This is a genomic window from Agrobacterium sp. SORGH_AS 787 (assembly GCF_030819035.1).
Classification (GTDB): domain Bacteria; phylum Pseudomonadota; class Alphaproteobacteria; order Rhizobiales; family Rhizobiaceae; genus Agrobacterium; species Agrobacterium larrymoorei_B.
In genome coordinates, this window is record NZ_JAUTBG010000002.1 from 310,207 (window position 1) to 323,437 (window position 13,231).

The following is a 13,231-nucleotide window of genomic DNA, read 5'->3' on the forward strand; positions in this document are numbered from 1 at the left end:
GGTGATGCATGGTGAATGAAACCGGCACAAGAACGCCAAACGTCCAGAAGAGCGCAACGCTCGACCATTATCTCGGCAGCAAAGGCAGCTCCACCCGCCTGCAAACTGCTGAACAAATGGCGCAACAGCTGTTGTCTTCTGGTCCTATGCGCGCCGCCCTGCCGATCAGCGGCAGCAACACGCTTTACTTTACCACTAAAGCGGCGATGCAGGCGGCAAACCTGTCATCATCGGCCGTTGCCACCAATCTTCTATCGGCATGGGTTTATGCCGACGAAACGGTGGAGAACAACGGCATCTATAAGCCGCTGGCTGGAACGCCGATGACATGGCAACGCATTCTTGACCTGCCGATGCAATGGGCTGAAGCAGAGCAGGTCGCGGGCTCTACGGCCAATGCGATCAAGGCGAAAACGGGTATTCCCGTTTCCCGATCGCTGATCGTCGCACTGCCTATCACCGCCGCCAACACGACCGCGCCGACTGTCAGCTTTAACGAGGGCGCGGCTCTTTCCATCGTGTCGAACAGCGGAAACGCGATCGCGGCCGGTGGCCTCGTCCCACCAATGATGGTGTGGGGCTTTGCGGACTATGACGCTGGCAAGTTCCGGCTGATCAACGATCAAGTTGCCTCCGCGATTGTGGCGGCGGCGGAAGCTGCTGCAAACTCGGCCAAAGGCTATCGGGATGACGCGCAGACTCTGAAAAATCAGGCAGCCGCCAGCGCGTCCCAGGCGCAAACCTATGCGCAGCAGGCTCAGTCTGCGAGCGCTGGCGCCGTAGAAACGGCGTTGAACGGAGCGCCGGTGGTGACATCTGCCGCCTCCGCAGACAAGTTTGCCGTCATGGTGGATGGTTCGCTGAAGGTCATAACCAAAGCCTCGCTCACAGAGATTTTCGGCACGCCAGCGCTGGCAGCGCAAGCCACCGCCGATAGCGCGATGTCTGTGGCCTCCGCTCTTGCTTTGGAAGTTGCCGACCTCACAGGCAGAACGATCGGCTATACTGGTGGTGTGGCAGACGCCTTCGACGACACCACCGGCGTGGTAATTAACACTGGTGGCCTGGATGAAAACACGCTGGTGCTGATTTCGGCGAACGGGGCGAACAACAGCACGGCATTCGTCGATGGCTCTGCCTATGGGCGGCGTGTCACGCCATCGGGCGATGCCAAAATCTTGACGGCTCAATCGAAGTTCGGCGGCTCTGCGCTCTATCTCGATGGCAGCGGGGACATATTGACCGTCCCGTTCAGCACGGATTTCAATTTTGGCACCGGTGATTTCACGATCGACTTCTGGACGAGGATCGACACTCAAGTGCAGCCATACGCGTCTTTCTTCCACATGAATTATTCCAGCTCAGGTTTCCTGGCCTGTTCACTCGGTAATTCGGATGGGAAACTCAACTTCGTCCTCAACAACGTAAACGGCAATGCCGTTAAGGAGTTAGTCGCGCTCGCTGTTAACACTTGGACGCATTATGCAATCGTCAGAAAGAACGGTGTGCTGACACTGTACAAGAACGGCGTGTTCCAACAATCGGTCGCCTCAACTCTGTCAGTTGCAGCCAATGGCAATCCTTTCCAGCTCGGGTGGTCTGCCACCACAGACAGCTATCTGAAGGGCTATATCGATGAGTTCCGTGTATCGAATATCGCCCGTTGGGATGGGGAGTTTTCCCCTCCTGCCTCGGCTTACACTCAAAATGCCGGAGAAAGCCAGAATGCGTCCTACGATCCCGTCAATGACTTGTTTCGAGCTACGTTAACGGACCCAAACACCCGCAGCCTGTTGCACTTTGATGGAACTCCCGGATCGAGGAGAATTGTTGATGAAACGGGCAGGCAATGGACTGCATCTGGTGATGCCAGACTCGGTAGCGAGCAATCAAAGTTCGGAGGCACTTCGGCCTATTTCGATGGATCGGGCGATAGCATCGACGCTGTCAAGTTTGACGATCTGGAGTTCGGTTATGGCGACTTCACCATCGAATTCTGGTTTAGGACTGTGGATGCATCCGTCACGCAATATATCTTTGAAATGAGAACAGGGAGCGACCAAACCTGCCCTGTGATCTATATCGAAGGCGGGAAAATCAAGTTCTATTCTTATCAGACGAACCTGCTTGTTTCGAACACGACCATTTCCTCCAACACTTGGTATCATGTCGCCGTCGTCAGGCGAAATCTCCAATTAAGTCTGTATCTCAACGGCGCGCTGGAGGGATCCGCCTCGGACAGCGGGTATAACTATAAGGCGTTGCGAGCAAGAATCGGAGCGGGATGGGGCGCAAGCAACTTTTTCTCCGGTTACATCGATGAGTTTCGCATTAGCCAGAGCGCTCGGTACAGCGCAGCGTTCTCGGTTCCTACTGCCCCCTTCTCCTATAGCCGTAACAATCTGACGCTGCTTTCGCAGGCTTACTCGGCCGCGGCGGCACCCGCCTCTGGCCGTCTGGTTGTGCAGACGCTTGAGGCTGAGACGATCACGATCAACACCGATCTTATCGCTGAGGTGAGCCGCGATAACGGCACGACCTGGACGGCGGCAACTCTGGCGCTGATCAGCGACAAGTACGGGATCAAGATGTACGAGGGACAGGCATCTCTCTCCGCTCAGCCCGCCGGAACATCTATGCGATGGCGCACCCGCACCCTCAACAACAAAAACATCGCCATTTCCGGCGTAGTCGAGAACTGGAGACAGTAATGCCGCCACGTCTTTTCAACACAGTGCCAGCCGGTGAAACGCCGCCAGAATTTGTGGCTGCCGAACTCGACCGTCGCTTATCTCTCGGTTTCGATTTCGATTTCAAGGATGAGCGCGGCGTCCATCACTTCGGCACAACGCCGGGCGACATGACCAGATGGATGCAGGAGGTCACGCCGCTTGCGCAAGCGGCGATGAACATGGGCGAACCCGACCGCCTTATCGGTATCAAGACGAATACCGGCCTTGTCGAAGTGAAAGCTTCTGAATGGTGGTTGGTGCTGGATGCTGCCGCCGCATGGAGACAACCGCTCTATGCCGCATACTTCGCTCTCAAGGCGATGGATCCAATCCCGGCTGACTACGCCACAAACTCAGCGTACTGGCCGTGACGACACAGCCCTCCGGTGAAAACCGGGTGGCCGGGGTGTTTCGCGCACCCCAGCGACGGGCCTCAGATTGGCGTCCAGACCCGTTAGACAGTGCAAATCGATAACTGTCACACCCGTACCCTGCAGGGCGGGTTTTCTGTGACTGAGTCGTGAGCTTTTTGACATGGAAAATATTCGTTGTGGCTCCTGTTCGGCGCTCCTTTTTAGGGCTCGACAGGATGCCATCGCCAACGATATCGAAATCAAGTGCCGCCGCTGCGGCACCTTCAATCACTTGAGGCCAGCAGAGCCCTTAACCGACCGCCAGGAGCGGCAACCAAGGATGACCTCGTGTGGCTCTATATACCCCCGGAAATGATCTCACCGGCCTCTCACTCTGTGCAGGAGTTGGAGGCCTCGAACTCGGACTGCACATCGCAGAACCCACCTATAGAACTGTTTGTTACGTCGAACGGGAAGCATTCCCTGCGGCCACTCTCGTGGCTCGGATGGAAGACGAGACCTTGGATAAGGCACCTCTCTGGGATGACGTTACCACCTTCGACGGCCGAGCTTGGCGCAACAAGGTTCATGTCCTCACTGCCGGATATCCGTGCCAGCCGTTCAGCCTTGCAGGCAAACGAAAGGGCGAGGACGACCCCCGGCACCTGTGGCCCCATGTCCGCCGCATCATCAAAGAGATCGATCCAGAATGGTGCTTCTTCGAAAACGTCGAAGGACACATGTCCCTGGGAGCCGACACAGTCTTCCGGGACCTTCAAGGATTGGGCTTTACAGTCAAAGCGGGCTTGTTCGCGGCGCTCGAATGCGGTGCGAGCCACATACGGCGCAGGCTCTTCATTATGGCCCACGCCGACAAAGTCCCTCTACTGCAACAAGATCGAGATGGAACTGGTCAACGACTGCTTCCTGATGCGGGACGATCCGAGCCAGACTGGCAGTCAATTAGCTTTGGGGAAGGCAGCCCGGCTTTGGACACACATATGGCTGCTGATGAAAGCTTGCGGAGCTCGGCCGACAAAGCGCTTCAGCTTCCCCTTTTCGCGCCCCCTCCATCTCACTTTGAACGCTGGGCCGAGATCCTCGATCAATGTCCTGACCTTCAACCCGAGTTTTTCGGATTGGATCATGGGGTGGCCGATCGGATGGACCGATCCGACGCGGCCGGTAACGGGGTGGTCAGTCTGGCTGCAGCGTATGCGTGGCGAACTCTCAAAAATGCCCATTTGAGCGGTCTTTAATTGGGTCTTGAGAAGCGTTTGAGGCGGGCTTAACGGCCCGCTTCTATTTGGAGGCGTGATGAGCGGGAACCTTGACGAACTGAGTATGCAAATCCGCATCGCCATAATGGTGAGCCCCATGCCCTTTCTGCGAGCATTCGCAGGCACTGGCGTTCGTCGGCGGCGGCAGTCCATCGGTTCGTTAGAGATTGGAGAGCGCGTATCGAAGAACGTTAGCGCCATGTTCCGCTTCTATGAAAACGGGCGGCGTGTAGAGCGTGAAGAGTTGGCGGACTTTCTAGCGCAGCACCTGCTTGCTGTTCCAGACGCCACCGCCAAGCAGGTGACGGATAAAAACTCGGATGTTCGCTCGGATGCAATCGATGAAGTCGCCGCTGGGCTCATAAAGGCGTTGGCGGCAAACTGGACGATCAGCTATGAGCCACCAACACCAGTGTTACCGGGCCAGGGTGTCAAGTTTCACGGCCCGGCGGCTTGAAGCGCTCCCGTGAGGATGCGATGGTTGAGAAAAGGCGGTGATACCGTGTCTGTTCGAACCGGAAATAAAAATTGACAACGATCTCCCTCACCACCGCCGAACAATTCTTGGAATATCTTCGACCATCAGCAAACCAGTGGTGGGATCACTTCGTCGACAGACCATCTCACGTCTTTAGAGGGCATGCAGATGCGGCTTGGAAGCTAATTCCAAAAGGATGGCGGCCCCTGGACGATAACCCTCATGTAAGTGCGCTTATGAGAGCCGTCGCGTGGAGCTCCAAGCAAGTTACAGAGCTTTGGTCATTGAGGAATGAGGACCAGGCTATCTTTTGGCGGTTTGCGCTATCAGAGGCTGCTATTCAATTCGCGCAGTTAGGCCGCAACGTGGGACTTGAAATTCCATGGGAGATACAAAGGAGCCTGATTACCTCTCCTTGGGACTATGTTCCCTACATCGATATTTCTCTACTCGCACTGGCTCAGCACCACGGTGTTCCAACACAGCTTTTGGATTGGTCTGACGATCCCTTAACCGCGGCTTTCTTTGCTATTGGAGAGGACGTGCATTTTGAAAAGGATCTTTGCGTTTGGGCTTTAAAGCTTAGCGAAGTTCCTCGAGGAGACGGTCTTTCAGTTACGCTCACGACGCCACCGAACATCGGAAACTCCAATATGAGAGCTCAGAGTGGTATCTTTCTGGCCCATGCTCAGGGTCCGCACCTGAACGATGTTTTTGTAAACGGAGCATGGCCGTCATTTGAGAGTAACGAGCACATTGCGAAAGGTCTTACAAAAATCACTCTCCCAGGCTCAGAACGCCGAAAACTTCAATCTTTGCTGATCAAAGAAAAGCGAAGCGAAGCACACCTGATGCCTTCTTGGGATTCTGTTGCAAAGACGCTGAAAAAGGAATGGGCGACCAGCTCTCTATGGAGTGGAGCGCCCGCGCTGAAGCGACCCGATTTAAATCCTCGCTGAGAGAATTTTGACGCCTATTCGGAATCGCGCTGATTCCGAAATCTCGTGTCAAAATTCCGAAAACGCGCTACAGGGTACACCGAAAGCGGTCCACAGCGCCTAAGGATCAAAAAAGATTGGGAAAATGGTAGCGGGAGAGGGACTTGAACCCCCGACACGCGGATTATGATTCCGCTGCTCTAACCACCTGAGCTACCCCGCCACGAGGGAAACAAAGCTGCGATGTGCGGCCCGTTTCATCAGGATGAGCGGCTTATAAGGTGCCGCTCCCTAAAGTGTCAAGCGCAAGATGCGCAAAAAGTCAGTCTTTCGACAGACTTGGCCGGGAAGCCGATTTCAGGCTGCGACCGGGTTGGCGAGCAGCGCTTTGAGTGATGCTTCGGCTTCTGCCGAACGTTCCGAGCGCTCGATGAAACCGCCGCCATAGACGCGTGCATCCGCCCCCGGTGCGGAGTAGAGAACGCAAGCCTGGCCGGGCGCAATGCCCGCCTCACCGATGGCGAGATCGACATAGATGCCGTTCTCGTCACTGTGGAGAACGGCTTCTGCCGGCGGGCGGGTGGAGCGGACCTTGGCGAAGCAGGCAAAGCCACCGGCCGCGTCATCTTCAAGCGCGCCATCGCCAAGCCAGTTCATGTCACGAAGATAGACGCGGTGCGTTTCAAGCGCCTCACGCGGGCCAACAATCACACGGCGGCCACGGGCGTCGAGATGCACCACATAGAGCGGCTCGCCGGTTGCGACACCGATGCCGCGACGCTGGCCGATCGTGTAATGTACGATGCCATCGTGGCGACCAAGCACGCGGCCATCCAGATGGACGATATCGCCCACAAGCGCCGCATTTGGCTTCAGCTTGTTGATGATGTCGGTATACTTGCCCTGCGGCACGAAACAGATGTCCTGGCTGTCCGCCTTCTTGGCGACCACCAGTCCCATCTCTTCCGCCAGCGCACGCGTCTCCGCCTTGGAAAGACCGCCAAGGGGAAAGCGCAGATAGTCGATCTGCTCCTGTGTCGTTGCAAACAGGAACCAGCTCTGGTCACGGTCGCTATCGATCGGGCGATAAAGCGCACGGCGGTTGGGGTTACCCGCCACCGGGTTGCGGCGTGAGCGGATATAGTGGCCGGTTGCCAGCGCATCGGCCCCCAATTCCTGGGCGGTCGCGAGCAGATCGGCAAACTTGACGGTCTGGTTGCAGGCAACGCAGGGCACCGGCGTTTCGCCCATGGCGTAGGCTTCGGCAAAGGGATTGATCACCGTCTCGCGAAAGCGCGCTTCGTAGTCCAGCACATAATGGGGAATGCCGAGCGTTTCGCAGACGCGGCGTGCATCGTCGATATCCTGGCCTGCGCAACAGGATCCGGCGCGATGTACGGCGGCGCCATGGTCATAAAGCTGCAGGGTGATGCCGAGGACATCATAGCCCTCACGCTTGAGAATGCCAGCCACCACGGAGGAATCGACGCCACCGGACATGGCAACGACAATCCGGGTATCTTCCGGCTTCTTGTCAAAGTCGAGCGTATTCAAGGTTTTTCCAATCGTCAGTCATAACGGGGGTAAAGGCCCCGCCGCCTGTCGTCAAATCCAAGTGGATCAGCCTCAAGAAGCGCGTAAGCTTGGATTTTCAAGCGCTGCATATAGAAAAAAAAGGCCGTAAACGCAAGTACGGGGCGGCATGTGCCACCCCGTGGAGCTTTTGTCGATGAGCCGTCGGATCAAGCGCCAGCGGTCTTCTGGCCGCTGCCGATCCACTTGTCACGTTCGCGCCAGAGCGCGGGGATCGCCAGCATCGCAATACCGATTGCGGCGATCGCCGTCTTCTGGATCTGCGTCAACTCAGCCGTGCGGCCATCCAGATAGTAGATGCCGTAGACGATGGCGACGTGCCAGACATAGACCTGAAGCGAGTGGCGGCCAAGAAGCTGCAGGAACTTCAGGGACAGCACCCAGATCACGCCAGCGGCGATCTTCTGCACGATCGGATTATGATGCTTCGGACCGGCAATGATCAACCATGTGAGACCAACACCAACGGCCAGGAAGTTGATCAGGTAAACCGGGCCGAAGTCGGCGCGAATTTCCATGGTCGAGAATTTGCCCAGCATGAATTCCGGCATCAGGTTCCAGGCGGTCGCAATACGCAGCGGCACGAAGAACAGGCAGACGATGAGCGCCGCCTTGGCAATCCAGCTACGTTCTGGCGAGAAGATCTTCGTCCACGGAATACGGTTCTGCGCCGTCATGGCACCCAGCACCAGGGCCGTGTAGAACACCAGCTGCCAGCCAAACAGGTTGAAGCTGACGCGGATGCCCTGCTCGTCCACGCCCTTGACGATCTCGTTCATCGGCGCGGTAAAAAGCTGCTGCAAGCCAAGCTGACCGGCCATCCACACCAGCAGCGAACCGGCCATGACATAGGCCCACTTGCCATCAAGGCAGAGCTTTACCAGGAAGGGCGCGAAGATCATGTAGACGATGTATTGCGGCAGAATGTCCATGAAAGTGGGCTGGAACAGGAAGGTGGCAATCGCTGCCAGACGCAGCGGATCGTCAAAGGACGTCATGCCCAGCCAGTTGTACCAGATGTAGGGCGCGTGTGGGATGACCATGCGGGCAAAGAGTACCGCAATCACCAAGCCCATTGCATATTTGTACAATTCGAGCGCGCGGCTCCAGATCATGTCGCGCCCGGCCTCGTAGCCGTATTTCACCATCTTGCGGGCATAGACCATGCCGATAAGGAGACCGGACAGGAAGACGAAGCCCTGTGCGTCCTCAACGAAGGCGAACTGACGGTGATTGATTTCCACCAGCCAGAAACCGCCTGCAAACACCAGATGGTTGATCAGCATAAAGACGAGGAAATAGCCGCGCATCCCGTCGATCAGGTCGAAGCGTTTCATCGTGTCTGCTCTCCATTTCGCGGACCGCGCTTATGGCAGGTCGCCTGTTCCTCTGCTCGGGTTTAGTCCGAAGGTCGGCCCGAAGTTCGGATTGTCAACGCGAATAAAAGGCGGGAGTTCCGCCTATGAACGCATTTGCTAAAACGCGAACAGTTCACATTGACGTGTGCCTTTCTGGGTTAAAAGGCAGTGACTGAATGTGAGATGAACGAAAAAAGGCAATAAATGGACAGCGGTGCGGAGCACCCCATTGCGGCGTTCGGTCCAGGGGCCTGAACCGCTTGCCCACCAGTGCGAAGCGCCGAAAAAGAAGAAGGCGCCGGGATCGAACCCCGGCGCCTTCATCATGTCGAAAAAACTTAAGATTTATGCGGCAGCCTGGATTGCGGCCACCTGCCACTCCGAGCCGTCCTTGCGAACGAAGGTCCACATCTCAACTGATTCTTCCGGCTCATGCTCATTGCCTTCAATGACCTTGCCCGTGGCACGGTCGCGCATGATGTCGATGGCCGAGTAGCGCATGGCAACGGTGGCGAACTCCTGGCCTTCTTCGTGCCATGCTTCGGCAACGTCACCCTGCAGCAGAGTCACATCGCGAACGTCGTTCTTCACGCCGCTCGTCGCATGGTCGCTGAGTTCTTCGGCAAGATAAGACATGGCTTCCGGCGTCGTCAGCTTTCGCAAAGTGCCGTAATCTTCCGCAGCATAAGCGGACTGAACCTGTTGCAGCATGTGCTGGAAGGTTTCCAGGTCGCCATGCGTTACCCCGATTTCGTCACCTTCGGACATGGCGTTTTCATGCGGTGCAGCTCTGGTGGCAACGGGAGCGGCAGCGGCCGTTGCCGCGGCAGCGCCACCGAAGGCACCGGCGCGCGATCCCATCTGGGGAATCTTGAAGCCACCCTGGCCTTGACCGTTATTGGCAGAATAGTCGCTGCGCGCATTGTTCTGGCCGGAGGCACCGCCATAGGCCGGCTGGCCCTGACGACGCGAGGCGAAGAAACGCATGGCGAGCATGACGAGACCGCCGATCAGTAGCATCTGCAGCAACATGCCGAAGAAGCCTGCCATGCCACCAAAACCGCCGCCCATCAGCATGCCGAACAGGCCACCCATCAACAGGCCGCCCATGAGACCGCCCATCATGCCACCGAACATGCCGCGGCTCTGCTGCGGCGCCTGCGCGGTCGGACGTGCCGGCTGCGCTGCGCCTGGTTGCGCACCCTGGTTGGTGTTCGGCGTCATGCTGCGGTTGATCGGCGCGGACTGACCGGGCGCCGTGTTGGTTGCGGGCGGTGCCGAAAAGGTACGCGTGCCACGGCTGCCGAAACCGCCGCTGGCGCGGCGCGCTTCTGCCATATCGACAGCCACGAACGAAACCGCAATCCCCAGAGCGGCAACTGCGAACAAACCTTTAAAGCGCCGAATGGCAGCAAACATCGTTATCTCCTGTTGGGTCGCCCTCCCATTGAGCGACAAAGAACGACAGGGATATAGCAACTATCGGTCTTCATTTTGAGGGTATGAACCATAAATATTTCGTGATGCGCAACCTTTGGTAGATCACGGTCCATGGAAAAGAAAAAGCCCGGTGCGGAAGGCTATCCGCACCGGGCTTGAGGATGAGAAAGGCGTTGTGCCGATCAGTCGATATTGAAGGTCAGCGGCTTGACCTGGCGGATCGCCGGGTTGGCGCGCAGCTTGTTCAAGACGTCTTCGGACACAGGACCATCGACATAGAGAAGCGCGATGGCATCGCCGCCATTGACTTCGCGACCCAACTGGAAGTTCGCGATGTTGACGCCTGCTTCACCGAGCGTTGTCCCCATGAAGCCGATCATGCCGGGAACGTCGGTATTGGTGATGTAGATCATGTGCTGACCGACATCGGCATCCATGTTGATGTTCTTAATCTGGATGAAACGCGCCTTGCCATCCGAGAACACCGTACCGGCCACCGAGCGAACCTGGTTTTCGGACTTGACTGTCAGCTTGATGAAGCCGTCATAGACACCGGTCTTGTCGCGCTTGACTTCGGACAGGATGATACCCTTTTCCTTGATCATGATCGGCGCAGAAACCATGTTGACGTCTGCCACCTGCGGACGGATCAAACCGGCCAGAAGTGCGCTCGTCAGTGCCTTGGTGTTCATGCTGGCGGTTGCGCCATCATACAGGATTTCGATTTCCTTGGTGGCGCTTTCCTGCACCTGACCAACGAAGGAGCCGAGAACGTCGGCCAGCTTGATGAAGGGCTTTAGACGCGGCGCTTCATCAGCCGTGATCGAAGGCATGTTGATGGCGTTGGAAACCGCACCCTTGACGAGGTAATCCGACATTTGCTCGGCAACCTGAAGAGCAACGTTTTCCTGGGCTTCCGTGGTGGATGCGCCAAGATGCGGCGTGCAGACGACGTTCGGCAGGCCGAAAAGCGGGCTCTCGGTCGCGGGCTCGACTTCGAAGACGTCGAAACCGGCACCGGCGACATGGCCGGACTTGATGGCGTCGGCAAGGGCAGCCTCATCCACGAGACCGCCGCGCGCGCAGTTGATGATGCGAACGCCGGGCTTCGTCTTGGCAAGGTTTTCCGCGCCCAGAATGCCGCGGGTCTTGTCCGTCATCGGAACGTGAAGCGTGATGAAGTCGGCCTGGGCCAGCAGCTCGTCGAGCTCGACCTTGGTCACACCCATTTCCTGGGCGCGTTCCGGCGACAGGAAGGGATCGTATGCCAGCACATTCATCTTGAGGCCAAGTGCGCGCGAGCAGACGATGGAGCCGATATTGCCGGCGCCGATAACGCCGAGCGTCTTGCCGGTGATCTCGACACCCATGAATTTCGACTTTTCCCACTTGCCGCCTTGCGTGGAGGCATCGGCTGCCGGAAGCTGGCGAGCCACGGCAAACATCAATGCAATGGCGTGTTCGGCAGTCGTGATCGAGTTGCCGAACGGCGTGTTCATGACGATGATACCGCGGCGCGATGCAGCCGGAATATCGACATTGTCGACGCCGATACCGGCGCGGCCGATGACCTTGAGATTGGTCGCGGCTTCGATCAGCTTTTCCGTCGCCTTTGTCGCGGAGCGGATGGCAAGACCATCGTAATTGCCGATGATTTCAGCAAGCTTGTCCTTGTCCTTGCCGAGCTTCGGCTGGAAATCCACCTCGACGCCACGGTCGCGGAAGATTTGAACGGCGGTTTCCGACAGTTCGTCAGATACGAGTACGCGAGGTGCCATGGTGTGGGCTCCTTGAAAAACGGTTTATGCGGGAAAGCGAAAAGTGTGTGCGGCCCTGCAATCCGCAGGGCCGGAATGGATCAGGCCGCAGCCTTGGCAAGCGTTGCCTTCTGCGTTTCGAAGGCCCACTTCAACCATGGCATCACAGCCTTCATGTCGGCCGTTTCGATGGTCGCACCAGCCCAGATACGAAGGCCCGATGGCGCGTCGCGGTAGGCACCGATATCGAGCGCCACATTTTCCTTTTCGAGAAGAGCAACCATGCCCTTGGCGAAATCGGCCTGTGCAGCCGCATCAAGGGCTGCAACATCCTTGCAGACGATCTTGAGGCAAACGGAGGTGTTGGAGCGCGTCTCATCGACAACCGCCAGATTGGCGATCCAGTTGTTTTCGGCCACGAAGTCGAAGATGACCTTGGCATTGGCGTCAGCACGCGCGATCAGCGCCTTCAGGCCGCCCAGGTTCTTCGCCCAGAGAAGCGCATCGATATAGTCTTCGACGCAGAGCATCGAAGGCGTATTGATCGTCTCGCCGGTGAAGATGCCTTCGATCAGCTTGCCGCCAGAGGTCATGCGGAAGATTTTCGGCAGCGGCCAGGCCGGAACATAGGTCGTCAGGCGCTCGACGGCGCGTGGCGACAGGATGATGACGCCATGGCCACCCTCGCCGCCCAGAACCTTCTGCCAGGAGAAAGTCACGACATCGAGCTTGGCGAAATCGAGATCCTGCGCGAATGCGGCAGAGGTCGCGTCGCAGATGGTGAGACCCTTGCGATCGGCAGGAATGAAATCGGCATTGGGAACACGAACACCCGATGTGGTGCCGTTCCAGGTGAAGACCACGTCACGGTCGAAATCCACTTCGGACAGGTTCGGCAGGAGACCGTAATCGGCCTCGAACTTGCGAACATCCTTGAGCTTCAGCTGCTTGACGACATCGGTGACCCAGCCGGCACCGAAGCTTTCCCAGGCGAGCATGTCCACGCCGCGTTCGCCGAGCAGCGACCACAGGGCCATTTCAACGGCGCCGGTGTCGGATGCGGGAACGATACCGATACGATAATCGGCAGGAACGTTGAGAACTTCGCGGGTGAGATCGATGGCCTGCTTCAGCTTGGCTTTGCCAACCTTGGCGCGATGCGAACGACCAAGCGGTGCATCGGCGAGAGCATCAAGCGACCAACCGGGGCGCTTCGAGCAGGGACCTGAAGAAAAATGCGTATTGCCCGGACGAACGTCCGGCTTCACTGTATCTGTCATTTGACTATCCTTCCAGATAGGC

The 13,231-nt window shown here is 57.5% G+C and carries 10 protein-coding genes and 1 tRNA gene; 5 read left to right on the forward strand and 6 right to left on the reverse strand.

The features are described 5' to 3' along the window. The first annotated feature begins 8 nt into the window (after positions 1-8). The 5 genes from QE435_RS11015 (at position 9) to QE435_RS11035 (ending at position 5,802) form a co-directional block, all read left to right on the forward strand. The gene (locus tag QE435_RS11015) at positions 9-2,711 is read left to right on the forward strand and encodes a LamG-like jellyroll fold domain-containing protein (protein WP_349041392.1); all 2,703 of its coding nucleotides are present in this window, start codon (positions 9-11) and stop codon (positions 2,709-2,711) included. Next, positions 2,711-3,103 carry a hypothetical protein gene (locus QE435_RS11020; protein ID WP_349041393.1) on the forward strand — a complete coding sequence of 131 codons (393 nt, stop codon included), beginning with the start codon at positions 2,711-2,713 and terminating at the stop codon, positions 3,101-3,103. Before QE435_RS11015 ends, QE435_RS11020 begins: the two co-directional genes overlap by 1 nt. 332 nt (positions 3,104-3,435) lie before the next feature. Then, positions 3,436-4,344, forward strand: coding sequence for a DNA cytosine methyltransferase (locus QE435_RS11025; RefSeq protein WP_349041394.1), 909 nt, complete (start codon positions 3,436-3,438; stop codon positions 4,342-4,344). Positions 4,345-4,402: 58 nt separating this feature from the next. Continuing rightward, positions 4,403-4,822: a hypothetical protein gene (locus QE435_RS11030; RefSeq protein ID WP_349041395.1), complete on the forward strand. Its 420-nt coding sequence runs from the start codon at positions 4,403-4,405 to the stop codon at positions 4,820-4,822. Between the two features lie 71 nt (positions 4,823-4,893). Next, a complete protein-coding gene (locus QE435_RS11035; protein WP_349041396.1) occupies positions 4,894-5,802 on the forward strand; it encodes an FRG domain-containing protein in 909 nt (302 codons plus the stop codon). A gap of 125 nt (positions 5,803-5,927) precedes the next feature. Here QE435_RS11035 and QE435_RS11040 read toward each other — a convergent pair. The 6 genes from QE435_RS11040 to QE435_RS11065 form a co-directional block, all read right to left on the reverse strand. After that, positions 5,928-6,004: transfer RNA gene (locus tag QE435_RS11040), tRNA-Met, on the reverse strand. 134 nt (positions 6,005-6,138) lie between these two features. Next, complete coding sequence (gene mnmA, locus QE435_RS11045; protein WP_349041397.1) at positions 6,139-7,335, reverse strand: tRNA 2-thiouridine(34) synthase MnmA; 1,197 nt, start codon at positions 7,333-7,335, stop codon at positions 6,139-6,141. Between the two features lie 188 nt (positions 7,336-7,523). Continuing rightward, positions 7,524-8,711: an OpgC domain-containing protein gene (gene opgC, locus QE435_RS11050; protein ID WP_306934094.1), complete on the reverse strand. Its 1,188-nt coding sequence runs from the start codon at positions 8,709-8,711 to the stop codon at positions 7,524-7,526. 366 nt (positions 8,712-9,077) lie between these two features. Then, the gene (locus tag QE435_RS11055) at positions 9,078-10,151 is read right to left on the reverse strand and encodes a Tim44 domain-containing protein (protein ID WP_349041398.1); all 1,074 of its coding nucleotides are present in this window, start codon (positions 10,149-10,151) and stop codon (positions 9,078-9,080) included. Positions 10,152-10,354: 203 nt separating this feature from the next. Next, positions 10,355-11,950: a phosphoglycerate dehydrogenase gene (gene serA / locus QE435_RS11060; protein WP_306934097.1), complete on the reverse strand. Its 1,596-nt coding sequence runs from the start codon at positions 11,948-11,950 to the stop codon at positions 10,355-10,357. Between the two features lie 80 nt (positions 11,951-12,030). Next, complete coding sequence (locus QE435_RS11065; protein WP_349041399.1) at positions 12,031-13,209, reverse strand: phosphoserine transaminase; 1,179 nt, start codon at positions 13,207-13,209, stop codon at positions 12,031-12,033. Positions 13,210-13,231: the final 22 nt, after the last annotated feature.